The sequence below is a fragment of the Streptomyces sp. Root1310 genome (genome assembly GCF_001426425.1).
Taxonomy (GTDB): domain Bacteria; phylum Actinomycetota; class Actinomycetes; order Streptomycetales; family Streptomycetaceae; genus Streptomyces.
The window spans coordinates 1936385-1961150 of sequence record NZ_LMEQ01000001.1; the positions used below are offsets into that span (position 1 = coordinate 1936385).

Consider the following 24766-nt stretch of genomic DNA (forward strand, 5'->3'; position numbering starts at 1 on the left):
GGGCCCTCGGCGGGACGGGACGGGCGGACACGACGGCGGCCGGACACGACGGCGGCCGCCCCAGGTCGTCCGGAGGCCGCCGCCGCGCCGACTACCGCTCGGCCGGGGTCACTTGGCGGGCTTGTAGAAGGCGTACGTCGCGGTGTAAGGGACGCTGACCTGGTCGGTGCCGGTGCAGGCGGTCGTGGGGGCGACGCCGCCGCTCGTGTCGAGGCGCTGGATGTAGGTGACGTCGGCGAAGACGCCGGTGCCACGGGTGGCGGTGGTCTTCAGGAGGAGCTCGGGGATGGTGCCGGTCCTGGGCGAGCTGACGGCGGCGGTGGCGTTGACGGCGCTGCCGTCCACCGTGGACACCCAGACCGGGCCGCGGGAGTGCAGGGCGACCGGGCGGTGGGCCCGGTCTCTCCGGTCCGACAGGGTGGCGGCGGGCTCCAGGAGCTTCCAGACGCCGTCGGCGCAGCTGTACGTCTGGACGCCCCGGGCGGCGAAGACTCCGGTCAGCCGGTTGCCGTCGGGAACCTTGAGCGCCGCGGGAGCGTGGACCGCGGCGGGGGCGGACCCGGCGGGCGCGGCGTGACCGGCCGTCGTACCGAGGAGGGTGCCGGCAGTGGCGGCGGCGAGGGCGGTGGTGGTGAGGACGAGTCGCTCGGCGAGCTTCATCGGCTGTTCTCCAGAACGTTTTCCGAACATGTGCACGAGGCGGGAAGTCGACGCCGACCGCGTTCCGGCGCCGTCGTGTTCCCGGCACCGTCGTGTTCCCGACGCGGTCCGCGTCCCCGACGCCGTCCGTGCCCTTGCGCGGGGACGCTACGGGCCCGCCGCCGATTCCGGGGCCCGTCAAAGGAATTCGACTCTCCGGCACCACGCTGTCTGCACGCCGAGGACACTTCCCTGGGCTCAAAGGGCAAGTAGCCACACCCCTGCGGGCGTTCTCACCCCGGCCACACGATCGACTGCACCTCGCTGTACGCGTGCAGCGCGTACGAGCCGACGTCCCGCCCGACGCCGCTGCGCTTGAACCCGCCGAAGGGCGCCTCCATGTTGCGTCCCACGGTGTTGATGCCGACGCCGCCGGCCCGGAGCCCGCGGGCGACCCGGAAGGCCCGGGCCACGTCCGCCGACCAGACGTAGTCGATCAGGCCGTAGTCGCTGTCGTTGGCCAGGGCGACGCCCTCCTCCTCCTCGTCGAAGGGGATGACCGTGACCACCGGGCCGAAGATCTCCTCCCGCGCCACGCGCATGTCGTTCGTGCAGTCGGCGAGGAGGGTGGGCGCGACGAAGAAACCCCGCTCCAGCGGCGGACGTTCGCCGCCCGCTACGACCACCGCCCCTTCCTTGCGGCCGAGTTCGACGTAGGACTCCACCCGGTCGCGATGGGCGGCCGAGATCACCGGACCGACGACCGTGTCCGGCGCCCGGGGATCACCGACGGCCAACCGGCCCGCGTACGCGGCGAGTTGCTCCACCAGGCGGTCGTACACCCCGCGCTGCGCCAGCACCCGCGTCGGGGCGGTGCAGATCTGGCCGCTGTAGAAGGAGAAGGTGGTGCCGATGCCGGCCACCGCCGAGGCGAGGTCCGCGTCGTCGAGGACGACCGCCGCACCCTTGCCGCCCAGCTCCATCAGCTGGCGCCGCATGTCCCGGCCGCACACCTCGGCGATGCGCTGTCCGACCGCCGTCGAGCCGGTGAAGCTCACCATGTCGACGTCCGGCGACGACACCGCCGTCTCGCCGATCTCGACGGCTTGCCCGGAGACGACGTTCACCACCCCGCGCGGCACGCCCGCCGCCTCCAGCGCCTCCGCCATCCGGTAGACGGACAGGGGGTCCTGCGGGGCCGGCTTGACGACCACCGTGTTGCCCATGGCGAGTGCGGGGGCGACCTTTCCGGCCGGGTTCGCCCAGGGGTTGTTGTAGGAGGTGACGCAGGTGACGACGCCGACCGGCTGCCGTACGGCGACCGCGCCCATCACGCCCGCCTTTCCCATCGGCCCGGCCTCGTTGATCTGGGGCGCGATCGGCCACTCGGCGGGCTCCACGCGCGCGTAGCGCCGGAAGCGGGCCACTCCCACCCCGACCTGCATCCCGCGCGCGGTGCCGGTCGTGGCGCCGGTCTCCGCCTGGGCCAGCTCGGCGTACGGCAGCAGCCGGGCGCGCATGATGTCGGCCGCCCGGGCGAGGATCGCCGCCCGTTCCCCGGGCGGGGTGCGCGACCAGGGCCCGAAGGCCTCCCGGGCCGCCGCGCAGGCAGCGCGCACCTGCTCCCGGGAGGTCTCCGGAGCCAGACCGACGGTCCCCTCGGTCGCCGGGTCGACGACCTCGTAGTGTCCGCCGTCGGGCTCCACCCAGGCCCCACCGACGAACAGCCGCTGCCCGCCGTCCTCACGGGACCCACTGGAGCCACGAGATCCGCCGGAACCGGGAGACCCGCCGGACCCGTGGGACGCCTGGGCCCCGTCGACCCCGTGGGACCCACCGGAGCCGCGAGACCCGCCGGACCCGTGGGAGTCGCCGGACCCGCCAACCCCGTGGGACCCACCGGACCCTTGGGACGCCTGGGCCCCGTCGACCCCGTGGGACTCGTCGACCCCGTGGGACCCACCGGAGCCGCGAGACCCGCCGGAGCCGCGAGACCCGCCGGACCCGTCGGTCGTGCCGCTTCCGTCGGTCATCTGGTGCTCACCGTCCTGGTGTCCCGCCCCGAGCGCAGCACCCGGCCCGGGACGGCGCCCGTCACCCTGTCGTCCCGGATGGCCGCCACGCCGTTGACCCAGACCGCCCGTACGCCGATCGCCTTCGAGTCCAGCCGCGGGCTGTCGCCCGGCAGGTCGTGCACCAGGGTGGCCTTGCCGGCGTCGATCCGCGCCGGGTCGAACAGGACCAGGTCCGCATGCCAGCCCTCCTGGATCCGGCCCCGCTCCCGGAGTCCGAACAGCCGCGCCGGGTCGTCCGTCAGCATCTTCACCGCCTGCTCCAGGCCCACCAGTCTCCGGCCGCGCAGGCAGTCGCCGAGGAAGCGCGTCGTGTACGGCGCCCCGCACATCCGGTCCAGGTGCGCGCCCGCGTCGGAGCCGCCGAGCAGGACGTCCTCGTGGCTCCAGGTGTCCGCCCGCAGCGCCCAGGAGTCCGGGTCGTTGTCCGTCGGCATGGGCCACAGGACCGTACGCAGTTCGTCGGCGGCGCAGATCTCGACGAGACAGGCGAAGGGGTCCAGGCCGCGTTCGGCGGCGATGTCGCGGACGACCCGCCCGGTGAGGCCCTCGTTCGCCGCGCTGTAGGTGTCGCCGATGACGTACCGGCCGAAGTTGGTCAGCCGCCGGAAGACGCCCGCCTCCTTGGAGTTCGCCCGCCGCAACAGCTCCGCCCGCACCTCCGGGTCGCGCAGCCGCCCGATCCGCTCCGGAACGGGCAGGCCGAGCACCGGCCCCCACCCCGGGATCAGGTTCAGCGCGCAGAACGTGCCCAGGGACATGTTCATCGGCGTGAGGATCGGCATGGTCAGCGCGACGACCCGGCCGCCGGCCTTCCGTGCCCGTTCGCTCGCCATGAGCTGCCGGGGCACGCGTTCCGGGACGGCCGCGTCGACGGTGAGGACGTTCCAGTTCAGGGGTCGTCCGGCGGCCGCGCTCATCTCCACGAACAGATCGATCTCGGCGTCGCTGAACTGGTCCAGACAGCCCGCCACGATCGCCTCGATCTGGGTGCCCTCGTGCTCGCCGACGGCCCTGGACAGCGCGAGCAGCTCCTCCGGCCGGGCGTGCCGGGAGGCGACCGGCTGTCCGTCCCCGTCGGAGTGGGTCGAGGACTGGGTGGTGGAGAAGCCCCACGCGCCCGCGTCCATGGCCTCGTGCAGCAGCCGGACGATGTCGGCCAGCTGCTCCTCGCTCGGCTGCCCGCCCACCGCGTCCGCGCCCATCACGTACCGGCGCAGCGCGCAGTGCCCCACCATGAACCCGGCGTTGACGGCGATCCGCCCCTCCAGCGCGTCCAGGTACTCCCCGAAGCCGTGCCAGCTCCAGGGCGCCCCCTCCTCCAGCGCGACCAGGGACATGCCCTCCACCTTGGACATCATCCGGCGCGTGTAGTCCGCGTCCTCGGGACGGTCCGGGTTCAGCGGCGCGAGCGTGAACCCGCAGTTCCCGGCCGCGACCGTGGTCACCCCGTGGTTCAGGGACGGGGTGGCGTACGGATCCCAGAACAACTGGGCGTCGTAGTGCGTGTGCGGATCGACGAACCCGGGGGCGAGGACGAGCCCGTGCGCGTCCTCGACGGTCCGCGCCTCCTCGGTGACCGGGCCGACGACGGCGATCCGCCCGTCCCGGATCCCGACGTCGGCGGTGAAGGCGGGCGCGCCCGTCCCGTCGACGACGGTCGCCCCTTTGATGACGTGATCGAGCATGAGGGCTCCTTCTCGACTCCGATGCGATGGGCGCCCCCCAAGGGGCGCCGGGCTGTGTCGCCGTGCGGCTCCGCCGCGTGGGCGCGACCGGCCACGACGGACCCGCGGCCGCAGGAGAGCCCGCACACGACGGCGACCACGCGCCCGCAGGTCCGCGGCGGCGACTACGCGCCCTGCCGGAACCGCGTCGTCCGGTGGACGGGATCCGTGTCGATCTTCGGAATGACCTGCTCCCCGATCAGCCGGATCGTCTGGAGCGTCTCCTCCTTCGGCACCCCCACCGGCAGCCCGAAGGACAGCTGATCGGCCCCCGCCTGCTCCCAGCGCTTGCACTGCCGCAGCACCTCGTCCGGGTCGCCGCAGATCAGCAGCTCCTCCTCGACGAGGAGTTCGACGAACTCGGCGTTGTACTCGGGCAGCGTCTCCGGCCAGACCGGGAAGCCCTCGGGCCGGGGGAAGGTGTCGTGGTAGCGGAACACCAGCGAGGGCAGGTAGTGCAGCCCGCCCTCGACGGCGATCCGGATCGCCTCGTCGTGCGTGGGCGCGCAGATCGCCGTCGTCGTCACCATCACGTTGTCGTTGACGAAGTCGCCGATCGGCTCGGCGTTCACCACCGCCGTCTTGTACTGCTCCAGCACCCACTCCATGTCGGACACCTTCTGGATGCTGAAGCCGAGCACCCCGAGGCCCTTGCGGGCGGCCATCGCGTACGAGGGCGGCGACCCGGCCGCGTACCACATCGCCGGGTGCGACTTCCCGTACGGCTTCGGCAGGATCTTGCGCGGCGGCAGCTGCCAGTGCTTGCCCTGGAAGCCGACGTACTCGTCCTGGAGCCACATCTTCGGGAACTCGGCGATGGTCTCCTCCCAGATCTCCTTCGTGTAGTTCATGTCGGTGATGCCGGGGAGGAAGCCGAGGATCTCGTGCGAGCCGGCGCCGCGTCCGCTGCCGAACTCGAAGCGGTTGCCGGTGAGATGGTCGAGCATGGCGACCTTCTCGGCGACCTTCACGGGGTGGTTGACCTGGGCGAGCGGGTTGAAGATGCCCGAGCCGAGATGGATGCGGTCGGTCGCGTGGGCCAGGTAGCCGAGGAAGACGTCATTGGCGGAGAGGTGCGAGTACTCCTCCAGGAAGTGGTGTTCGGACGCCCAGGCGTACTTGAAGCCGGACTTGTCCGCCTGGATGACGTACTCGGTCTCCTCCATCAGCGCCTTGTGCTCGGCGAGCGGATCGGTCTCGGCGCGCTTGCCCACGTATCCCTGTACAAAGAGCCCGAATTCCACGGAGGTTCACCGTCCCGGTTCCTGGGTCGCGATTAACTGACGGTTCGTCAGATTCAGCGGATGCCGCCGACTGTGGCACCGGGCTCCCGGATGGTCAATAGCTGACGAACGGTCAGATGACCGAAACGCCCGCCAGCCATCCCCCGTCGATCACGAACGGCTGTCCGGTGATGTACGACGAGTCCTGCGAAGTGAGGAAGAGCGCGAGCCGGGCCACCTCGTCCGCGCGCCCGATCCGGCCCAGGGGTACGAGCTTGCGGTAGAGGGAGTCGAGGGCCCGGGTCGTCTCCTCGGGGTCGGAGTCCGGCTCCAGCCGGGACGGGTTGGACATCGCGGTGTCGACGGCTCCGGGGCAGACCGCGTTGACCCGGATGCGGCGGGGCGCCAGCTCCAGGGCGGCGACCCGGGTGAGGCCGAGCACCGCGTGCTTGGTCGCCGCGTACGCGCCCACGGCCGCCATGCCGGTGAGCCCGGTGTAGGAGGCGGTGTTGACGATGGTGCCGCCGTCGGACAACTCCGGCGCGGCGGTCCGGATGCCCAGGAAGCAGCCGACCTGGTTGACCCGTACGACCTGCATGAACTCGTCGAGCGGGGTGTCGACGAGGGCGTTGAACCGCAGGATGCCGGCGTTGTTGACCAGCCCGTCGAGATGGCCGTACGCCCGTTTCGCCTCCCGCACCGCCGCGGTCCACTCCCCCTCCACCCCCACGTCGAGGTGGACGTACAGCGCGCCGATCTCCTCGGCGAGCGCCCGCCCCTGCTCGTCGAGCACGTCGGCGACGATCACCTCGGCACCCTCCTGGCGGAACAGCCGCGCCTCCTGCTCGCCCTGGCCGCGCGCCGATCCGGTGACGAGGACCACCCGTCCGTCGAGCTTGCCCATGCCGGCTCCCTTCGCCTCGGTGGAGCTCAGCATCGTAACGCCGTATCTGACGGAACGTCAGATACGTGCGCGGAGAAGGCGGGCGGCGAACCGGCGCGCGTCGGGTCCTCACCCGACGGAGCCCCCTTCACGACGCGTCGGCGAGCAGCGGCCCCACCTCGGCTCCGAACAGGGCAATCTGGTCGATGAGTTCGGCGCGTCCGCGGCAGCGGAAGCGCACCTGGATCTGGTGGACGCCCATCGCCCCGTAGGCCCGCAGCGACTCGGCGAGGGCCTCCGGTGGGCCGGTGAGGGTGCGGCGGCCCACCTCCCAGCCGGGGGTGCCGACGTACAGCGGCTCGGTGATGGCGCCGACGGTGAGCGGCGCGTCGTCCCCGCGCAGCCGCCGCAGTGTCTCGATCTGCGCGGGCAGCCGGTCCCTCGGGTCGCCCTGGGGCAGCCAGCCGTCGCCCTTGAGCGCGGCCCTGCGGACGGCGGCCGGGGAGGAGCCGCCGACCCAGAGCGGCACCCGCGCCTGGGCCGGCCGAGGCCGCTGCCCGAGCCCCTCGAAGTCGTACGACTTGCCGTGGTGGGAGGGGAACTCGTCCGGCCCGAGCGCGGCGCGCAGCGCGTCGATCGTCTCGTCGAGCACGGCGCCCCGCCGCTCGAAGTCCACCCCCAGCGCCTCGAACTCCTCCCGCACGTGACCGGCGCCGACGCCGAGGATCAGCCGGCCGCCGCTGAGGTGGTCGAGGGTCGCGTACTGCTTGGCGGTGACCAGCGGGTGGCGCAGGCCGACGACGGCGACGTGCGCGAGCAGCCGGACGCGGTCGGTCACGGCGGCCAGGTGGGCGAGGGTGGCCACGGGGTCGTACCAGACCGTGCTCATGGCCTCGGCCAGCCGGTGCGGGATCGCCACGTGGTCGCAGGCGGCGACATAGGCGAATCCGGCGCGGTCGGCGGCGCGGGCGATCTCGACGAGGTCGGCGGGGCCCGCGTCCGCCTCCCAGGGTTCGGCGTAGAGCGTGGACTGGGACTGGACCGGGAGCTGGATGCCGTAGTCGAGGCTCACCGCGGGCTCCAGAGGCCGTCCGGGGTCAGTCCCAGCAGCTCGATAGCGTTGCCCCGGACGATCCGCTCCACCACGTCCGGCGCCAGGTGGCCCATCTGCGCCTCGCCGACCTCGCGCGACTTCGGCCAGGTGGAGTCGGAGTGGGGGTAGTCGGTCTCGTAGAGGACGTTCCCGACACCGATGGAGTCGAGGTTCCTGAGGCCGAAGGCGTCGTCGAAGAAGCAGCCGAAGACGTGGTCGGCGAACAGCTCGGACGGGGGACGGTGGACCTTGTCCGCGACCCCGCCCCAGCCCCGGTTCTCCTCCCACACCACGTCGGCGCGCTCCAGGATGTAGGGGATCCAGCCGATCTGGCCCTCCGCGTACATCACCCTGAGGTTCGGGAAGCGCTCGAACTTGCCGCTCATCAGCCAGTCGACCATCGAGAAGCAGCAGTTGGCGAAGGTGATGGTGGAGCCGACGGCGGGCGGCGCGTCGGCGGAGGTGGAGGGCATCCGGCTGGACGAGCCGATGTGCATGGCCACGACCGTGCCGGTCTCGTCGCAGGCGGCGAGGAAGGGGTCCCAGTCGTCGGTGTGGACGGAGGGCAGGCCGAGGTGCGGGGGTATCTCGGAGAAGGCGACCGCGCGGACCCCGCGGGCGGCGTTGCGCCGGACCTCCGCCGCCGCCAGTTCGGCGTCCCAGAGCGGGATGAGGGTGAGCGGGATCAGCCGGCCCCGGGCCTGCGGGCCGCACCACTCCTCCACCATCCAGTCGTTGTAGGCGCGCACGCACAGCAGGCCCAGTTCGTGGTCGGCGGCCTCGGTGAAGGTCTGGCCGCAGAAGCGCGGGAAGGTGGGGAAGCAGACGGCGGACTGGACGTGGTTGACGTCCATGTCGGCGAGCCGGGACGGGACGTCGAAGGACCCCGGGCGCATCTGCTCGTAGGTGATGACCTCCAGCTTGATCTCGTCCCGGCTGAAGCCGACGGCGGTGTCCAGGCGGGTGAGGGGGCGGTGCAGGTCCTCGTAGACCCACCAGTCGCCGATCGGGCCGTCGTCGCCGGGCTCGCCCATCACGGGCTTGAAGCGGCCGCCGAGGAAGGTCATCTCCTTCAGCGGGGCCCGCACGACGCGGGGTCCGGTGTCGAGGTACTTCTTCGGGAGACGGTCCTGCCAGACGGTGCTCGGCTCCACGGTGTGGTCGTCGACGGAGATGATCAGCGGGAGGTTCTCCGTGGCCTTCGCGGTCTTCTCGGTCTTCGCGGTCTCCAATGCGTTCTCCATGGGGGCACGGTAGCGCCGATCTGACGGATCGTCAGCTACTGGGCGGGGGCCGGAGTTGATCGACTCTGTGGGGATGTGTGCACACCGGATGTGAGGGGTGTGTGGACTCCCGTGCACCTGCCGGGCAAGCTGACGCTTCCGGCATGGACAGGGCAAACTGGCCTGGTAATTCGGATGCCTAAGGGGAGCCCTGATGGACGACCGGGTAGGACACCGCGGCCCGCGTGTGCCGGAGCAGAGGCGTCCCGGCTCCACCGAGGAGCCGGCGACGCTGCGCTTCGACGTGCTCGGCCCGGTGCGCGCACGCCGCGGCGACGAGCCGCTGGCCACCGGTTCACCGCAGCAACGCGCCCTGCTGGCAGCCCTGTTGCTGCGCGAGGGCCGTACGGCGACGGCCGCCGAGCTGATCGACGCGCTGTGGGGCGAGGAGCCTCCGTCGCAGGCGCTGGCGGCGGTACGGACCTACGCCTCCCGGCTGCGCAAGGTGCTCGACCCGGGCGTCCTGGTGAGCGAGTCCGGCGGCTACGCGGTGCGCGGCCTGGCCGAGGGCGCGCTGGACCTGGCGGTGGCGCAGGAGTGGGCGGCGGAGGCCGAGAAGGCACGGAACGCCGGGGACCTGTCCCACGCCCGCGAGGTGCTGAACCGGACGCTGGGGCTGTGGGACGGGGAGGCCCTGGCGGGCGTCCCCGGGCCGTACGCGGAGGCGCAGCGCGTCCGGCTGGAGGAATGGCGGCTGGGACTGCTGGAGTCCCGGCTGGACATGGACCTGGAGCAGGGCTGCCACGCGGAGGCCGTCTCCGAACTCACCGCGCTCACCGCGGCCTACCCGCTCCGCGAGCGGCTGCGCGAACTGCTGATGCTGGCGCTGTACCGCAGCGGCCGGCAGGCGGAGGCGCTCGCGGTCTACGCGGACACCCGGCGGCTGCTGGCCGAGGAACTGGGCGTGGATCCGCGGGCCGGACTGCGGCAGTTGCAGCACCGCATCCTCCAGGCCGACCCGGAACTGGCGGAGCCCTCGGCACCGGCGGCGGAACCGGCGGTGGTACGGGTGCGGCCCGCGCAGCTCCCGGCCACGGTGCCCGACTTCACCGGCCGCTCCGCCTTCGTGCGGGAACTGGGCGAGGTGCTGGCCGGGGCCGGTGACGGCACGGGCGCGGGCGGCCGGGTGATGGCGGTGTCCGCGCTCGCGGGCATCGGGGGCGTGGGCAAGACGACCCTCGCCGTGCACGTGGCCCACCAGGCCCGTCCGGCCTTCCCCGACGGGCAGCTGTACGTCGACCTCCAGGGCGCGGGGCCTCGGTCGGCGGAGCCGGAGACGGTCCTCGGGTCGTTCCTGCGGGCCCTGGGCACGGCGGACTCGGCGATCCCCGACTCCCTGGAGGAGCGGGCGGCGCTGTACCGCTCGGTGCTGGACGGCCGCCGGGTGCTGGTACTGCTGGACAACGCGAAGGACGCGGCCCAGATACGCCCCCTGCTGCCGGGCACGGAGGGCTGCGCGGCACTGGTCACCTCGCGGGTGCGGATGGTGGACCTGGCGGGAGCCCATCTCGTCGACCTGGACGTGATGTCCCCCGAGGAGGCGCTCGCCCTCTTCACCCGGATCGTCGGCGAGGAGCGGGTGGCGGCGGAGCGGAAGGCCGCGCTGGACGTGGTGGCCGCGTGCGGGTTCCTGCCGCTGGCGATCCGGATCGCGGCCTCCCGGCTGGCCGCCCGCCGCACCTGGACGGTGTCCGTCCTCGCCGCCAAGCTGGCCGACGAACGGCGCCGGCTCGACGAGCTCCAGGCGGGCGACCTGGCGGTGAAGGCGACCTTCGAACTCGGCTACGGCGCGCTGGAGCCCGCCCAGGCCCGCGCGTTCCGGCTGCTCGGCCTGGCGGACGGCCCGGACACCTCCCTGGCGGCGGCCGCGGCGGTCCTGGACCTGCCGGCGGAGGACACCGAGGACCTGCTGGAGTCCCTGGTGGACACCTCCCTGCTGGAATCGGCGGCCCCCGGCCGCTACCGGTTCCACGACCTGGTACGGCTCTACGCGCGTGCCTGCGCCGACCGCGACGAGCCACCCGGCGAGCGCGACGCGGCGTTGTCGCGGTTGCTGGACTTCTATCTGGCGACGGCGGCGGGGGTCTACACGATCGAGCGGCCCGGCGACCGCACGGTCGTCCACCTGGAGCCCACGTCGTACCGGGGGCTGTCCTTCGGTGAACGGGCCCAGGCCCTCGACTGGCTCTTCGCCGAGGCGCAGTGCCTGCTGGCGTGCGCACGGCAGCAGCAGTCGGGCAGTGGGCTGCGCCGTGCCGTCGATCTGCTGTGGGCCGCCAAGGACCTGGCGGAGTCGGGCGCGAACGCGAAGCAGTACGAGTGGGCGGCCACGGCCCTGCGGGACGCCGCGCAGGACGCCGCCGACATCCGCGCGGAGAGCCGCGCGCGGACGGCGCTGTCCAACGTCCATCTGGCCGCCGGACGTTACTCCGAGGCGGACGAGGAGGCCCGGCGCGCGATCGAGCTCGCCACGGCGGCGCAGGACGCGACGCCGGTGAGCTGGGCGGCGACGGACCGGGGGATCATCGCCCTCAACCAGGGGCGGTACGAGGAGGCGGAGCGGCTGCTGACGACGGCGCGCGACGGGTATCGCGCCGACGGCAACCGCCCCGGCGAGGCCAGCGCGCTCTGCAATCTCGCCCAGTTGCACCAGCGCATGGACCGTGCCGACAGCGCGGTCTCGCTCGCGCAGCAGGGCGTCGACATCTTCCAGCAGCTCGGTCTCAGCCTGCGTCTCGCGAACGGCCGCTACTCCCTGGGGGTGGCGCTCACCCGCGCCGGGCGCCTGCCGGAGGGGCTGGCCCAGCTCACCGACGCCATGCTGATCTTCGCCTCCAACCGGCAGCGGCTGTGGGAGGGCACGACGCATCTGCGCATCGCCCAGCTGCATCTGGCCGCCCAGCGCCCCGCGCAGGCCGCTCAGCACGCGGAGCAGTCCCTCGCCATCGGGGTCATCGGAGGGGACCTGATCCGCGGCAGCGTCCTGAACACGCTGGGCAAGAGCCTGCGTGCGCTGGGCCAGTCGGACCGCGCGCGAGCCTGCTGGCACGAGGCCCTGCTCCTGCTGGAGAATGCGGGGGCGCCCGAGGCCGCCGAGGTGCGTCGGCTGCTGGCCCCGCTGGACGCGTCATGAGCCCGGCGCGGACGGCGTTCATCAAACGTTTATGACCGGTCGGCAGAATCGACCCAACGGTCCGTCGCGTCGGGGGGCATGCGGGCCGGGGAGTCCATGGGGGTGGACTCCGGTCCACGCCTCTGTCCGGCGATACTCGGGGGAATCGCCGGACAGAGGCGTCTCATTCACTTGGAACACCATTCACAGGGGAAGCGGGAACATGAGCAGCACCGAGAAGCAGACGACGGACATCACCACACTGGAGAACCACTCGCCCGTGCCGCCGGCCCTCAAGGACGTGGTGACGCAGGAGACCACGACGCAGGAGACCACCGCGTCCACCGCGTCCGCCACGTCGGCCGGCGAGGAGATCACCACGCTCGAGAACCACTCGCCGGTCCCGCCCGCCCTGGGCGGCAAGTAGGCACCACCCGTCACCACTTCGACGGGGATCGGCCGCGGCGGCGCGGAGGGGAGCCGCCGCGGCCGACGCGCGTCCGGGGGCCGCGCGGTCACCGGGAGCGCAGCTCGCCCTTGACCACCTTGCCGCTCGCGTTGCGGGGCAGGGCGGTCACGAACTCCACCGCCCTCGGCACCTTGTAGTTGGCCATCTCCCGCCGGGCCCAGGCGATCAGGTCGTCGGCCGTGCAGACCGCGCCCGGCCGCCGCACCACGAACGCCTTGCCCACCTCGCCCAGGCGGGGATCGGGGACGCCGATCACGGCCACGTCGGCCACGTCCGGGTGCAGGCCGAGGCGCTGCTCTATCTCCGCCGGGTAGGCGTTGAAGCCGCCGACGATGAACATGTCCTTGAGGCGGTCGGTGATCCGGAGGTTGCCGGAGGCGTCCAGGACGCCCACGTCACCGGTGCGCAGCCAGCCGTCCTCCGTCAGGGCCTCCGCCGTCGCCGTCTCGTCCTCGTAGTAGCCGCGCATCACGTTGAAGCCCCGGACCAGGACCTCCCCGGGTTCGCCCGGTGCCGCGTCCACCCGCACCTCGGTGCCGGGGATCGCGCGGCCCGACGTCGAGGCGATGACCGTGGGGTCGTCCCCGCGACGGCACATCGTGACGACACCGCTCGCCTCCGAGAGGCCGTACGCCGTCAGGACGGTCTCCACGCCCAGTTCGCCCCGCAGGCGTTCGACGAGCCGCAGCGGCACCACCGCCGCGCCCGTCACGACCAGCCGCAGCGCCGACAGGTCGTGCTTGTCCCGGGACGCGTGGTCCAGGAGCGACTGGTGCAGGGTCGGCGGCCCGGGGAGGACCGACACCCGCTCCGACGCCACGTTCGCGAGGACCGTGTCCACGTTGAACACCGGCTGCGGGATCATCGTCGCGCCCCGCATCAGACAGGCGATCACGCCCGCCTTGTAGCCGAAGGTGTGGAAGAAGGGGTTCACGATCAGATAGCGGTCGCCCTGCCGCAGCCCCGCCAGGTCGGTCCAGATCCCGTACGCCCGCAGGGTCTGCGCGTGGGTGATCACCGCGCCCTTGGGGCGGCCCGTCGTGCCCGAGGTGAAGACGATGTCCGAGGGCCACTCGCCCGCGACCCGGTCCGCTCGCGCCCGGACCTCCGCCGCCCCGATGCCCTCCCCGCTCGCCAGGAAGTCCTTCCAGGTCAGGAAGTCCGCCGGGGCGTCGTCCGAGAGCACCACCACCTGCTCCAGCGCGGGAAGTCCCGGAAGCGGGCCGCCACCGGGGCCCTCCGCCGCCGCCCGCCGCAGGGACGCCACGTACGAGGTCCCGAGGAAGGTGCCCGTCACGAACAGCAGGCGCGTCCCGCTGCGGCGCAGCACGTCCGCCGCCTCCGTGCCCTTGAAACGGGTGTTCAGGGGCACCAGCACCGCTCCCGCGCCCACCGCGCCGAGCGCCGCCACCATCCAGTCCAGCGAGTTGGGGGCCCAGACGGCGACCCGGTCGCCCGCCCGCACTCCGTTCGCCAGACAGGCCGCCGCCGCGCGTTCGACGCGGGCGCCGAGTTCGGTGTACGAGATCCGGGTGCGGCCCTCCACCACCGCCTCGGTCGTCGCGTACCTCTCGGCGGACCAGCGGACCAGGCCGGGGATCGTCCCCCACTCCACGTCACCACGCACGACCGGCCTCCCCACACGCGAGCACTAGCTGACTGACCGTCAGATTAGCGGTAACCTGACGGACTGTCAGCAGCACTGTCGCCGTGTGGAGGTGGGTGCGGCATGCCCGCAGTGACCGGAATCAAGGACGCCACGGCCATCGTCGGCATCGGGCAGACGTCCTTCGCCAAGCACCTCCCCGAGGACGAACGGACCCTCGCCTGCCGGGCCGTCCTCGCCGCCCTCGACGACGCCGGGATCGCCCCCGGCGAGGTCGACGCCCTCGCCTCCTACACCATGGAGGAGACCGACGAGGTCGAGCTCGCCAAGGCCGTCGGGTTCGGGGACCTGACCTTCTTCAGCAAGATCGGGTTCGGCGGCGGCGGCTCCTGCGCCACCGTCGCCCACCTCGCCGCCGCCATCGCCTCCGGGCAGGCCACGGTGGGGGTCGCCTGGCGGTCGCGCAAACGGGGCTCCGGGCCGCGCCCGTGGACCAACACGGCCGTCCAGCTCCCCACCCCCGCCCAGTGGACCCGGCCCTTCGGGCTGCTGCGGCCCGCCGACGAGATAGCCATGCTCGCCCGCCGCTATCTGCACGAGTACGGCGCCACCCGCGACCACCTCTTCAACGTCGCCCTCGCCTGCCGCAACCGCGCCAACCAGAACCCGGCCGCCGTGATGTACGAACGGCCGCTCACCCGCGAGATGTACATGTCGTCCCGGTGGATCAGCGAGCCCCTGTGCCTGTACGACAACTGCCTGGAGACGGACGGGGCGTTGGCGTGCGTGGTCGTGAGCGGCGAGCGGGCCCGGGACTGCCGCCGCAGACCCGTCTACGTCCACTCCGCCGCCCAGGGCCTGCCCGCCCAGCACCACGGCATGGTCAACTACTGGAACGACGATCCGCTCACCGGCCCCGCCTGGGCGGCTGCCCGGCACCTGTGGAAGCACGCCGACTTCACCCCGTCCGACGTCGACGTCGCGCAGATCTACGACGCCTTCACGCCCCTCGTCCCGCTCTCCCTGGAGGGGTACGGGTTCTGCGGCCGGGGAGAGGGGGGCGCGTTCACCGAGGGCGGGGCCCTGGAGACCGGCGGACGGCTGCCCCTCAACACCGGCGGCGGCGGGCTCAGCGAGGCCTATGTGCACGGCTTCAACCTCATCAACGAGGGCGTCAAGCAGCTGCGCGGGACCAGCACCGCCCAGGTGCCCGGCGCCGCGACCTGCCTCGTCACCGCCGGCGAGGGCGTCCCGACCTCCGCCCTGCTGCTCAGGAACTGACCGCACCGAGGAGAACCCACCGAGGAGTCGATCCCGCGATGCTCACCCCCGTCACCGACGCCGACGGCGCCCCCTTCTGGCGATACGCCGCCCAGGGCGAACTCCGCGTCCAGGCCTGCGCCGACTGCGGCGAACCCCGCTTCCCGCCCCGCCCCTGCTGCCCGCACTGCCAGTCCTTCGCGAGCGAGTGGCGGCGGACGTCGGGACGCGGCCGGATCTGGTCCTACGTCGTCCCGCATCCACCCCTGCTGCCCGACTACGCCGCCCACGCCCCCTACAACGTGATCCTCGTCGAGCTGGCCGAGGCGCCCCGCATCCGGCTGGTGGGGAACCTGGTGAGCGGCCCCGGGGCGGCGATCGACTCCTTCTCCCCCGACCGCATCCGCATCGGCGCCCGCGTACAGGTCGTCTTCGACGGCGACGGGCTCCCGCAGTGGGTTCCGGAGCGGCCGTGAGCGTGCGACTGGACATCGACAAGGACACCGGGGTCGCCGTCGTCACCCTCGACCGGCCGGCCCGGCTGAACGCCCTCGACCTCGAGAGTGTCCGCGAACTGCAGCGCATATGGCGGGAGTTGCGCTTCGACGACTCGGTGCGGGCCGTCGTCCTCACCGGGGCGGGACAGCGGGCGTTCTGCACCGGCCTCGACCGGGACGCCGTCGTGCCGCAGCCCGGCTCCCCGTACATGCAGGACGATCCGCTGCTCACCGTCGGCCCGAAGGCGAACGACCTGTGGAAGCCGGTCGTCGCCGCCGTGGAGGGGATGGCCTGCGGGGGCGCCTTCTATCTGCTCGGCGAGTGCGAGTTCGTCGTCGCGGGCGCCGGCGCCGTGTTCTTCGACCCGCACACCACGTACGGGATGGTCAGCGCGTACGAGTCGGTGCTCCTGGCGCAGCGGATGCCGTACGGGGAGGTCGCGCGGATGATGCTCATGGGGACGGCGGAACGGATCTCCGCCCGGCGCGCCTTCGACGTCGGGCTGGTGTCCGAACTCACCGACACCGGTGGGGCTTCGGCCGCCGCCGTCGCCCGCGCCGCGGTCGTCGCCGGGTTTCCCCCCGCCGGGGTCCAGGGCACCGTGCGGGCGCTCTGGTCGGCGAAGGAGGCGGCCCGCGCGATGGGCTTCGCGCAGGCACCGCATCTCATCTCGCTGGGGAACCTGCCGACCGAGGACCAGGCGGAGCTGTTCGCCGGCCGCTCGGCCGCCGAACCCCGGGTCCGCTGAGCCGACGGGTGCGGAGGATCCCGGCTCCGGTGGGCGGAACACCCGCCGGTTCACACCGCGGGTGGACCCCGCACCCGGTCCTCGCCTCAGCCGGCCGCGCGGAGCCGCTCCGGCCCGGCGGTCACCCCCGAGGGCGTCCGGTCGCGGACGCCCCTCCGCCGAGCGGCCGCCCGCCGTTCCGCCCCGGGTGTCCGCGCGTGCCCGTGGGCAGGACGGATTGGGCGGAGGTGCCCGTGGAGGCGTCGGCCCGACGAGGAGGTGCGGTCAGCGGGCCGGCGCGTAGGGCTCCGGGTCGCAAGTGTCGACCCTCGCCGCGACACCCGGGGCGGACAGGTCGACCTGGACCGTCGACGTGTCGTTCGCGGCGACGTACTCCTCGGCGCTCCGCTGCTCCACCCGCCGGGAACCCGCGTCGAGGAAATCGACCGTTACGGTGAAGTAGCCGCCGGTCGCGTTCGGATTGGTGACCTCGACCGTCGCGTACGCCTCGCTCGGCGTCGCGCAGTCGATCAGCTCCACCGTGGCGTCCTTCTGCGCCGTGGACGTGCCCGAGGAGCCGCCGTCGCCGTAGGTGTCGTCCGAGTAGTCGTCATCGTCGTAGTCGTGGTAGGTGCTGCCGGACGAACCGCTCGACGTCGAACCCGACGTCGACGACGAGCTGTCGTGGTCCTGGCCGGAGCTGCTGCACCCGCCGCCGCCCCCGCCACTGTGGCTCCTGCCGTGGCCCTTGCTCGTCGAGAATCCGGTCAGCGCCAGCACGACGCACACCGCCACCGCCGCCAACTTGAGTTGCTGCCCCCGTCGATCCATACGGACAGCGTAGGCACCGCCTGTCACGACCATGTCACCGCGTGGCGACCGGCCGGTCCCCGGCGTAGCGTCTGCGGTGGCGGCCGCCGTCCAGGTCCCTTCCGTGCACCCGGCACGACGGCCGTCCCGGTACGACGGCCGTCCCCCCGGCGGTGAGCGGTCGGCTCAGGCCGTCCGGGCCGTGCCCGTGCCCTTCTCCGCGTCCAGGGCGTACACGCACCGGTCCTTGCTGGACGCGTAGACGACGCCGTCGCGGACCACCGGGGAGCCGGTGATCTCGCCGCCGGTCGCCAGCTTCCAGCGCAGCCGGCCGTCGTCGGCCTTCAGGGTGTAGAGCAGATGGTCCGTGGAGCCGAAGTGGATACGGCCCTCCGCGACCGCCGGGGCGCCCACGATGTCGCCGCCCGCCTGGAAGCGCCACTTGGGGGTGCCGGTGACCGCGTCCAGGGTGTAGAGCCCCTTGCCGCTGCCGACGTGGACGTGACCGGCGGCCACCAGCACCGGGTCGACGGACGACCGGGCCTCGGTGGCGATGCGCCAGCGGTCGCGTCCGTCGGTGGCGTCGATGGCGTACACGGTGCCGAGGTAGTCGGCGAGGTAGACGCCTCCGCCGGTCACCGCCGGGCCGGGCACGAACGTCGGCGGGGACAGGAACACCGCCGGGGCCTCGAAGTGCCAGCGCACCATGCCGCTCGCGACGTCGACGGCGAGGACACGGGTGCCCGCGGCGACATAGGCATAGCCGTCGGGGGCGGGGGTGACGCGGACCGGGACACCGCCGCAGGAGGCCGTGTCGCCGATGGGGTACGACCAGCGTTCCTCGCCCGTGCGGGCGTCCAGGGCTCTGAGCCGGGCGTCCTGCCAGACATAGACCGTGCCCTCGTGCAGGACGGGGCCGGCCTCCGGGGACTCGAAGTCGGTCTGGCAGCCGGTGATCTCCCAGAGCCGCTGGCCGGACGAGGCCTCCCAGGCCTGGACGCCGCCGCCGCGCGTGCCGGTGACGACCGTGCCCCGGTCGGCCTTGAGCGAGTACACCCAGGCGTCCGTCGACAGCCGCCACAGGTCGGCGCCCTCACGGGCGTCCAGGGCGAACAGGGTGGGCCCGTCGGAGGCGTGCACCCTGCCGTCCGCGACCGCCATCGACCAGGCCACGTCCCGCGTCTTGAAACGACGGCGACCGGTGGCCACATCCAGGGCGTGCACCTCGAAGGAGGTCACGTAGACGAGGTCCCCGGCGACGGACGGCGTGCCCCACACATCGTTCGACATGCGGAAACGCCAGGGCCGCCAGCCCGCCGGGGTCTCCGAGGGGGCGCCCTGCGGAGCCGGTACGGTCGTGTCGGCGCCGTTGACCCCGGGGCGCGGGCGGGACCAGTTGGCGACCAGGCCGGGCTCGGCCACCGGCGCCTTCACGGCGGCCGTGGCACGGACGTCGGCGACGCGCGGACCCGGTCCGATCGGCACGGCGGCGCCCGCCAGCCGGACCGGACCGATGTCGGGGGCGCCGACGGCCACGGGCGCGGGTGCCGGGCGGGAGAGGACCACGGGCGCGTGGGGCGGCGGGGGCGGTACCGCCGGCCGGGCCATGCCCACGCCGCCTCCGCCGCCGCTGCGGGGGCTCGGCGGCGCCGGCTTCACCTGGCGGCCGCCACGGCGGGTCTCGATGAGGGTGACCGCCTTCTCGGGCAGCCACGCCGACGCCGTGCCGCTGTCGTCGGAGCCGGAACCGAAGAGGTGGGGGGCGAGCTGGGCCTGGAGGTCGGCCGGGTTGGGCCGGGCCGTGGCCTCCATCTGCATACAGGACTCGATGAGCGGACGCAGCTCGTCCGGCAGGCCCTCCAGGTCAGGTCCCTCGCGCAGCAGCATGAAGACCGTCTCGACCGGGTTGGCGCCGTGGAAGGGCGGGTGTCCGGTGGCGGCGAAGACCAGCATCGAGCCGAGCGAGAAGACATCGCTCGCGCCGGTCACGCTGCGCGAGTCCTTCGCCTGCTCGGGGGACATGTAGGCGGGGGTGCCGACCGCCACGTTCGTCATAGTCAAACGGGTGTTCGAGACGCCGGACGCGATACCGAAGTCGATCACCCGGGGCCCGTCCTCGACGACGAGCACGTTGGACGGCTTGAGGTCACGGTGGACCAGCCCCGCGCCGTGGATCGACTGCAGCGCCTCGGCGACGCCCGCCGCCAGCCAGCGCACCGCCTGGGCCGGCATCGGCCCGCAGTCGTTCACTATTTCCTCGAGGGAGGGCGCGGGCACGTACGCGGTGGCCAGCCAGGGCACGGCGGCGCGGGGATCGGCGTCGACGACGGCGGCCGTGTAGAACCCGGAGACCGCCCGGGCCGCCTCCACCTCGCGCGTGAAGCGGACCCGGAAGAGCTGGTCCTCGGCGAGCTCGGTCCGGACCGTCTTGATCGCCACGCGCCGGCCCGAGGCCGAGCGGGCCAGATAGACCAGCCCCATGCCGCCGGCACCCAGCCGTCCCAGCACCTCGAACGGCCCGATCCGCCGCGGATCGTGCTGCGTCAGCTGATCCACCACTTGCCTGCCACCTCCCCGTACGAACCGCGTCACCCACTTGTGTACACGGCCCCGTGCAGCGTCTCACCACCGCACCGCCATGGCGGCACGCACCCTGATTCTTCCTGGCCGGACGGCCGGTTGCGAACCCGGGGGCAATCGGGGTGTCTCATTTCATATCCGCGCATACAGCACGCATACGGCACCCGTCAGCGCTGCAGCAGCGCGAACGACGCCCCTTGATTGTCCGTGACGACCGCCACGATTCCGTACGAAGCGGTGAACGGGCCCGCCTGCACCCGCCCGCCGAGCCGGCTCACCGCGCCGAGGGCCGCCTCGCAGTCCTCCACACCGAAGTGGACGAGGAAGTGCGGCGGCATGACCTCCGAGAAGACATCGCCGACCGGCGCCCGCCCGAAGTCGGGTTCGGCGCCCGGCCCGAACAGGGCCTCGTGGAAGAGATGCCCGTAGAAGGTGTTGGCGGCCTCGGTGTCCCGGGCGTAGAGCTGCGCCCAGGCGAAGGCCCCGGGCCGGTGCCGTACGCCGAAGCCGGGGTGGCCGGCCGGCTGCCACAGCCCGAACACCGCGCCCTCGGGGTCGGCGGCGAGCACGGTGGTGCCCGCCCCGCCGACCGGCAGCGGCGCCATGATGACCTGCCCGCCCGCGTGCTGGATACGACGGGCGGTCTTCTGCGCGTCCGGCGTCGAGAAGTACACCGTCCAGACGGTGGGCATGCGGCCGTCCGTCTTGTGGGCGAGCGCGGCCACCGGCTCGCCCGCCAGCCGGGCCCACACGGAGGAGCCGTACGCCTCCTCGAAATCCCACCCGAAGAGCTCACCGTAGAAACGCTTGCCCGCGTCCACGTCGGGGAGCTGCGCGTCCACCCAGCAGGGGACGCCCTCTGCGTACACCGATGCCCTGTTTTCGGCCATACAGCCAAACTAACGGCGCCGCACGCAAGCCGCAGACCAGGCACACCCGCCTCCGCACCCCCTCGCACCCCATTTGCAGTCGGCCGAATAGCGCTCCGATCACCCCTCGGTAAGCTGACGGCATGACAGGACAAGTGCGTACCGTCGACGGCCGCGTGGCCGGTCGGCGCGGGCAGGCGACGCGGCAGAAGCTGCTCGACTGCCTCAGCGAGATGCTCAGCTCCTCTCCGTACCGCGACGTCAAGGTCATCGACGTCGCCCGGAAGGCGGGCACTTCGCCCGCGACCTTCTACCAGTACTTCCCGGACGTCGAAGGTGCCGTACTGGAGATCGCCGAGCAAATGGCCGCCGAGGGAGCCGAGTTGACCGGCCTCGTCGAAGGGCGGTCCTGGGTCGGCAAGGCGGGCTGGCAGACGGCGCAGGAACTCGTCGACGGCTTCCTGGAGTTCTGGCGGAAGAACGACGCGATCCTCCGGGTCGTCGACCTCGGCGCCGCGGAGGGGGACAAGCGCTTCTACAAACTCCGCATGAAGATCCTCAACTCGGTGAACAACTCCCTCTCGGACGCGGTCGCCGAGTTGCAGTCCAAGGGCAAGGTCGACAAGGACGTGAACCCGGCCGCGGTCGCCGGCGCGCTCGTCGCGATGCTCGCGGCGGTCGCCTCGCACCAGAAGGGCTTCCAGACGTGGGGCGTCAAGCAGGCTGAACTCAAGCCGAATCTGGCCCTGTTGGTGCACCTGGGCATCACCGGCAAGAAGCCGACGAAGTAGCCCGGCCCCCACTCGATTTTCGGTCAAGTCCTGTCTGCCAGGCGGCAGCTCACCCGGGTGAGCTGCCGCCTGCCGCGCTCCCGGCCTCAGGCGGGCAGCGCCCGGTCCTTCACCACGTGCTTCATCACCAGCGTCGACGTCAGCCGCTGCACCCCCGGCAGGGTGGCGAGGCGCTCGTCGTACAGCCGCTGGAAGGCCGCGAGGTCGGCGGTGGCCACCCGCAGCAGATAGTCGGGCTCCCCGAACAGCCGCTGCGCCTCCAGGACGTGTTCCACCTCGCCCACCGCCCGCTCGAACTCGGCGACGGTGTCCCGGTCCTCCTGCCGCATCGAGACGAAGACCAGCGCCTCGAAGGTCAGCCCGACGGCGGCCGGCTCCACCACCGCCCGGTAGCCGCTGATCGCCCCGGACCGCTCCAGCTCCCGCAGCCGCCGGTGACAGGGCGAGACGCTCAGCCGCACCCGCGCGGCCAGCTCGGTCACGGTCAGCCGCCCGTCCTGCTGAAGCTCGGCAAGAATCTTCCGGTCCACGTCATCCATGAGACAGATCTTCCCCCAGATCACCCTGATCTGCGAAAACTTCGGGAACACTTTCGGCCGCATAGCGCCTAATGTCCCCGGTATGGACTCGGGAACGCTGATTTCTTTCCTCGCCGTCGACCTGCTGCTGGTGTGTGTGCCGGGCGCCGACTGGGCGTACGTGATCTCCGCCGGGCTGCGCGGCCGTTCGGTGGGCGCGGCGGTCGGCGGCCTGGTGAGCGGGTACGCCCTGCACACGGTGCTGGCCGCGGCGGGCCTCGCGGTGCTGGTCGCGGGGTCGCCGACGCTGCTCACCGGACTGACGGTGGCGGGCGCGGCGTACCTGGTGTGGCTGGGGTGGGCCGTGCTGCGGCGGCCGGGGACCCCGGGCGCGGGCGCGGAGATCGCCCAAGGCGGTGCCCGGGTGTTCCTGCGCGGGGCCACGATCAGCGGCCTGAACCCCAAGGGTCTGCTGCTCTACCTCTCGGTCCTGCCGCAGTTCCTCACCACGGGGGACGGGCGGCTGCCCGTGGCCGCCCAGACGACCGCCCTCGGGCTGCTGCACATGGCGTGCTGCGCCGCCGTCTACCTCGCGGTGGGCGTCCTGGCCCGCAGACTGCTGGGCGCCCGCCCGGCGGCGGCACGGGCGGTGACCCGCACATCCGGCGCGGCGATGCTGGGCATCGGCACCTTCCTGCTGATCCAGCACACCTTCTGACGCCATACGGGCCGCTGCACCCGGGCCCTGCTCACCTTCCGGGCCGCTGCCCCCGGGCCCTCCCCACCCTGCGGGCCGCTGCCCCCTGGCCCGTGGCGCCGGGGGGCACCTAGCCTCTCGAAGTCCTCGGGGTGAGGCGGAACAGGCGGATCTCGCGCTCCACCCGGGCCTGATAGGTCGCGTACGGCGGCCAGAAGGTCAGCAGCGTCTTCCATACGGCCGCCCGCTCCTCCCCCGTCAGCAGCACGGTCGTCACCGGGATGTCCCTGCCCTTCCAGCTGATCTCGGCGTCGGGGTGGGCCAGGAGGTTGCCGGTCCAGGCGGGGTGGCCGGTCCGGCCGAAGTTGGAGCCGACCAGGATCCAGCTCCCGCCGCCCTCCTCGGGCATGCAGGCCAGCGGCGCACGCCGAGGCAGCCCGCTCCTCGCCCCGGTGGACGTCAGGATCACGCCGGGCAGCATCTGGGCGCTGAGCAGCACCTTTCCCCGGGTGAGGCGATGGACGGCCCGGTCGAGGGCTGGGATGACACGGGGCGCGACCTTCGCGAAGGCCTTCGTCGAGGAGACCTTCTGCACCAAACGGACGCCGATCACACCGACACCTCCGTCCGCTCGAAGAGCCGGGCCCCCTCGGCCGCGTGCGCCCGCAACCGGTGCACGGGCCCGAACAGCAGCTCGTCGCCTGCGGCCCGCTTGAAGAACAGGTGCGCCTCGTGCTCCCACGTGAAGCCGATGCCACCGTGCAGCTGAATGCCCTCGGCGGCGGCCCTGCGCAACGCCTCCAGCGCCTGGGCCAGCGCCAGCCCGCCGACCCGGCCGTCCGGGCCGGCGGGACCGCCCGAGCCGCCCGAGCCGCCCGCCGCCCAGGCGGCGTAGTACGCGGCGGAACGGGCCGCCTGGATCCGCACGTACACGTCGGCCAGCCGGTGCTGGACCGCCTGGAAGGAGCCGATCACCCGCCCGAACTGCTCCCGTCGGCCGAGATACTCGACGGTCCGCTCCAGCACGCGGTCGGCGGCGCCGACGGCCTCGCAGGCCAGGAAGGCAGCCGCGAAGTCACCGACGCGGGAGAGAGCCTCGGGCGCGCCCGCATCCTCCTCCTCGCTGCCGAGCAACTCTGCCCGCACCTCGCGAAGTTGGACCCGGGCCTGCGGGCGGGTGGCGTCCAGGGCCGTCTGCCGGGTGCGGACGAGCCCGACGGCGTCCCCCGCCACGACGAACAGCAGGGTGCGCGACCGCACGAACCCCCCGGTGTGCGCGGCGACCACCAACGCCCCCGCACTGTGCCCGTCGAGCACCTGCGCGGCCTCCCCGTACAGCCGCCAGACGCCCTGGACCCGCCGGGCCTGGATCCCGCCCGCGCGCCCGCCGCCGGCCCAGTCGCCGTCCTGGGGACCGGTCAGGGCGAGGGCGGTGGCCAGGGCCGGCGCGGGCACGGCGAGGGCGGCGGTCAGGGTGCCGTCGGAGATCCGGGGCAGCAGGTCGGCGCGCTGGGCGTCGGTGCCGAGGGCGAGGATCAGCGGCGCGGCGAGGACGGAGGTCGCGAGGAGCGGGGAGGGCGCGAGCGCCCGGCCGGTCTCCTCGGCGGCGAGGGCGAGGTCGGTGACCGGGCAGCCGACACCGCCGTACGCCTCGGGCAGCGCGAGGCCGGGCAGCCCGAGCCGCTCGGCGAGGGCGGCCCAGAGGGCGGGGTCGTGGCCGAGGGGCGTGTCCAGGGCCGCGCGCAGCTCTTCGGGGCCGCAGCGTTTGTGCAGCAGTTCGCGCAACGTGCGGCGGATCCCGTCCTGTTCGGCGGTGAAGCCGGGGTCCATGGCCACCCCTCTCATCCTGATCTGACGGGGCGTCATATTAGGGCGAGGGGCCGGGAATGCCCAGAGAGGCGACGCCTGT

At 72.9% G+C, this 24766-nt stretch carries 21 protein-coding genes; 7 read left to right on the forward strand and 14 right to left on the reverse strand.

Features of this window, described 5'->3' with window-relative positions; all coding sequences use genetic code 11:
- Window positions 1-108: 108 nt before the first annotated feature.
- From ASD48_RS08385 to ASD48_RS08415, 7 genes are all read right to left on the reverse strand, one after another.
- The gene (locus tag ASD48_RS08385; RefSeq protein ID WP_057600719.1) at window positions 109-660 is read right to left on the reverse strand and encodes a DUF3455 domain-containing protein; all 552 of its coding nucleotides are present in this window, start codon (window positions 658-660) and stop codon (window positions 109-111) included.
- Between the two features lie 272 nt (window positions 661-932).
- Window positions 933-2345: an aldehyde dehydrogenase family protein gene (locus ASD48_RS08390; RefSeq protein WP_242432531.1), complete on the reverse strand. Its 1413-nt coding sequence runs from the start codon at window positions 2343-2345 to the stop codon at window positions 933-935.
- A gap of 323 nt (window positions 2346-2668) precedes the next feature.
- Window positions 2669-4399, reverse strand: a complete 1731-nt coding sequence (locus ASD48_RS08395; RefSeq protein WP_057600720.1) for a D-aminoacylase — start codon at window positions 4397-4399, stop codon at window positions 2669-2671.
- Between the two features lie 164 nt (window positions 4400-4563).
- Window positions 4564-5682 (reverse strand): LLM class flavin-dependent oxidoreductase, encoded by a 1119-nt coding sequence (locus ASD48_RS08400; RefSeq protein WP_079073660.1) that lies wholly within the window; start codon window positions 5680-5682, stop codon window positions 4564-4566.
- Between the two features lie 112 nt (window positions 5683-5794).
- A complete protein-coding gene (locus tag ASD48_RS08405; RefSeq protein WP_057601079.1) occupies window positions 5795-6565 on the reverse strand; it encodes an SDR family oxidoreductase in 771 nt (256 codons plus the stop codon).
- Between the two features lie 127 nt (window positions 6566-6692).
- Window positions 6693-7616 carry an LLM class F420-dependent oxidoreductase gene (locus tag ASD48_RS08410; protein WP_057600722.1) on the reverse strand — a complete coding sequence of 308 codons (924 nt, stop codon included), beginning with the start codon at window positions 7614-7616 and terminating at the stop codon, window positions 6693-6695.
- Window positions 7613-8881 carry an amidohydrolase family protein gene (locus ASD48_RS08415; RefSeq protein ID WP_057600723.1) on the reverse strand — a complete coding sequence of 423 codons (1269 nt, stop codon included), beginning with the start codon at window positions 8879-8881 and terminating at the stop codon, window positions 7613-7615. Before ASD48_RS08415 ends, ASD48_RS08410 begins: the two co-directional genes overlap by 4 nt.
- Before the next feature lie 193 nt (window positions 8882-9074).
- Between ASD48_RS08415 and ASD48_RS08420 the strand changes: the two genes are divergently transcribed.
- Both ASD48_RS08420 and ASD48_RS08425 read left to right on the forward strand, forming a co-directional pair.
- A complete protein-coding gene (locus ASD48_RS08420; RefSeq protein ID WP_057600724.1) occupies window positions 9075-12053 on the forward strand; it encodes a BTAD domain-containing putative transcriptional regulator in 2979 nt (992 codons plus the stop codon).
- A 202-nt stretch (window positions 12054-12255) separates the two neighbouring features.
- The gene (locus ASD48_RS08425; protein ID WP_057600725.1) at window positions 12256-12459 is read left to right on the forward strand and encodes a hypothetical protein; all 204 of its coding nucleotides are present in this window, start codon (window positions 12256-12258) and stop codon (window positions 12457-12459) included.
- An 88-nt stretch (window positions 12460-12547) separates the two neighbouring features.
- On the opposite strand, the gene ASD48_RS08430 is transcribed toward ASD48_RS08425, so the two are convergent.
- Window positions 12548-14128 (reverse strand): FadD3 family acyl-CoA ligase, encoded by a 1581-nt coding sequence (locus ASD48_RS08430; RefSeq protein WP_057600726.1) that lies wholly within the window; start codon window positions 14126-14128, stop codon window positions 12548-12550.
- Window positions 14129-14230: 102 nt separating this feature from the next.
- On the opposite strand from ASD48_RS08430, the gene ASD48_RS08435 reads away from it, so the two are divergent.
- Genes ASD48_RS08435 through ASD48_RS08445 form a run of 3 tightly spaced genes read left to right on the forward strand, consistent with a single transcriptional unit; the run spans window position 14231 to window position 16613 of the window.
- Window positions 14231-15388, forward strand: a complete 1158-nt coding sequence (locus ASD48_RS08435; protein WP_057600727.1) for a lipid-transfer protein — start codon at window positions 14231-14233, stop codon at window positions 15386-15388.
- Window positions 15389-15426: 38 nt separating this feature from the next.
- The gene (locus ASD48_RS08440; RefSeq protein WP_057600728.1) at window positions 15427-15843 is read left to right on the forward strand and encodes an OB-fold domain-containing protein; all 417 of its coding nucleotides are present in this window, start codon (window positions 15427-15429) and stop codon (window positions 15841-15843) included.
- Window positions 15840-16613, forward strand: coding sequence for an enoyl-CoA hydratase/isomerase family protein (locus tag ASD48_RS08445; RefSeq protein ID WP_057600729.1), 774 nt, complete (start codon window positions 15840-15842; stop codon window positions 16611-16613). The genes ASD48_RS08440 and ASD48_RS08445 overlap by 4 nt, the downstream gene beginning before the upstream one ends.
- Before the next feature lie 264 nt (window positions 16614-16877).
- On the opposite strand, the gene ASD48_RS08450 is transcribed toward ASD48_RS08445, so the two are convergent.
- From ASD48_RS08450 to ASD48_RS08460, 3 genes are all read right to left on the reverse strand, one after another.
- The gene (locus ASD48_RS08450) at window positions 16878-17423 is read right to left on the reverse strand and encodes a hypothetical protein (RefSeq protein WP_057600730.1); all 546 of its coding nucleotides are present in this window, start codon (window positions 17421-17423) and stop codon (window positions 16878-16880) included.
- Window positions 17424-17588: 165 nt separating this feature from the next.
- Window positions 17589-19961 (reverse strand): serine/threonine-protein kinase, encoded by a 2373-nt coding sequence (locus tag ASD48_RS08455; protein WP_057600731.1) that lies wholly within the window; start codon window positions 19959-19961, stop codon window positions 17589-17591.
- Window positions 19962-20149: 188 nt separating this feature from the next.
- Window positions 20150-20872 carry a VOC family protein gene (locus ASD48_RS08460; RefSeq protein ID WP_057600732.1) on the reverse strand — a complete coding sequence of 241 codons (723 nt, stop codon included), beginning with the start codon at window positions 20870-20872 and terminating at the stop codon, window positions 20150-20152.
- 134 nt (window positions 20873-21006) lie between these two features.
- Here ASD48_RS08460 and ASD48_RS08465 point away from each other — a divergent pair, with 134 nt between their 5' ends.
- On the forward strand, window positions 21007-21642 hold the full coding sequence (locus tag ASD48_RS08465; protein WP_057600733.1) for a TetR family transcriptional regulator: 636 nt from the start codon (window positions 21007-21009) through the stop codon (window positions 21640-21642).
- An 86-nt stretch (window positions 21643-21728) separates the two neighbouring features.
- Here ASD48_RS08465 and ASD48_RS08470 read toward each other — a convergent pair whose 3' ends face one another.
- On the reverse strand, window positions 21729-22181 hold the full coding sequence (locus tag ASD48_RS08470) for an Lrp/AsnC family transcriptional regulator (protein ID WP_057601080.1): 453 nt from the start codon (window positions 22179-22181) through the stop codon (window positions 21729-21731).
- Window positions 22182-22263: 82 nt separating this feature from the next.
- On the opposite strand from ASD48_RS08470, the gene ASD48_RS08475 reads away from it, so the two are divergent.
- A complete protein-coding gene (locus ASD48_RS08475) occupies window positions 22264-22878 on the forward strand; it encodes a LysE family translocator (RefSeq protein ID WP_057600734.1) in 615 nt (204 codons plus the stop codon).
- Between the two features lie 109 nt (window positions 22879-22987).
- Here ASD48_RS08475 and ASD48_RS08480 read toward each other — a convergent pair whose 3' ends face one another.
- Window positions 22988-23470 carry a nitroreductase/quinone reductase family protein gene (locus ASD48_RS08480; RefSeq protein WP_057600735.1) on the reverse strand — a complete coding sequence of 161 codons (483 nt, stop codon included), beginning with the start codon at window positions 23468-23470 and terminating at the stop codon, window positions 22988-22990.
- Complete coding sequence (locus tag ASD48_RS08485) at window positions 23467-24687, reverse strand: acyl-CoA dehydrogenase family protein (RefSeq protein ID WP_057600736.1); 1221 nt, start codon at window positions 24685-24687, stop codon at window positions 23467-23469. Before ASD48_RS08485 ends, ASD48_RS08480 begins: the two co-directional genes overlap by 4 nt.
- Window positions 24688-24766 lie beyond the last annotated feature (79 nt).

Coding starts and splice junctions, on each gene's coding strand:
- ASD48_RS08475 (WP_057600734.1), top strand. CDS start 22,264: ATGGACTCGGGAACGCTGATTTCTTTCCTCGCCGTCGACCTGCTGCTG.
- ASD48_RS08420 (WP_057600724.1), top strand. CDS start 9,075: ATGGACGACCGGGTAGGACACCGCGGCCCGCGTGTGCCGGAGCAGAGG.
- ASD48_RS08415 (WP_057600723.1), bottom strand. CDS start 8,881: ATGGAGAACGCATTGGAGACCGCGAAGACCGAGAAGACCGCGAAGGCC.
- ASD48_RS08460 (WP_057600732.1), bottom strand. CDS start 20,872: ATGGCCGAAAACAGGGCATCGGTGTACGCAGAGGGCGTCCCCTGCTGG.
- ASD48_RS08425 (WP_057600725.1), top strand. CDS start 12,256: ATGAGCAGCACCGAGAAGCAGACGACGGACATCACCACACTGGAGAAC.
- ASD48_RS08470 (WP_057601080.1), bottom strand. CDS start 22,181: ATGGATGACGTGGACCGGAAGATTCTTGCCGAGCTTCAGCAGGACGGG.
- ASD48_RS08435 (WP_057600727.1), top strand. CDS start 14,231: ATGCCCGCAGTGACCGGAATCAAGGACGCCACGGCCATCGTCGGCATC.
- ASD48_RS08405 (WP_057601079.1), bottom strand. CDS start 6,565: ATGGGCAAGCTCGACGGACGGGTGGTCCTCGTCACCGGATCGGCGCGC.
- ASD48_RS08450 (WP_057600730.1), bottom strand. CDS start 17,423: ATGGATCGACGGGGGCAGCAACTCAAGTTGGCGGCGGTGGCGGTGTGC.
- ASD48_RS08440 (WP_057600728.1), top strand. CDS start 15,427: ATGCTCACCCCCGTCACCGACGCCGACGGCGCCCCCTTCTGGCGATAC.
- ASD48_RS08395 (WP_057600720.1), bottom strand. CDS start 4,399: ATGCTCGATCACGTCATCAAAGGGGCGACCGTCGTCGACGGGACGGGC.
- ASD48_RS08385 (WP_057600719.1), bottom strand. CDS start 660: ATGAAGCTCGCCGAGCGACTCGTCCTCACCACCACCGCCCTCGCCGCC.
- ASD48_RS08485 (WP_057600736.1), bottom strand. CDS start 24,687: ATGGACCCCGGCTTCACCGCCGAACAGGACGGGATCCGCCGCACGTTG.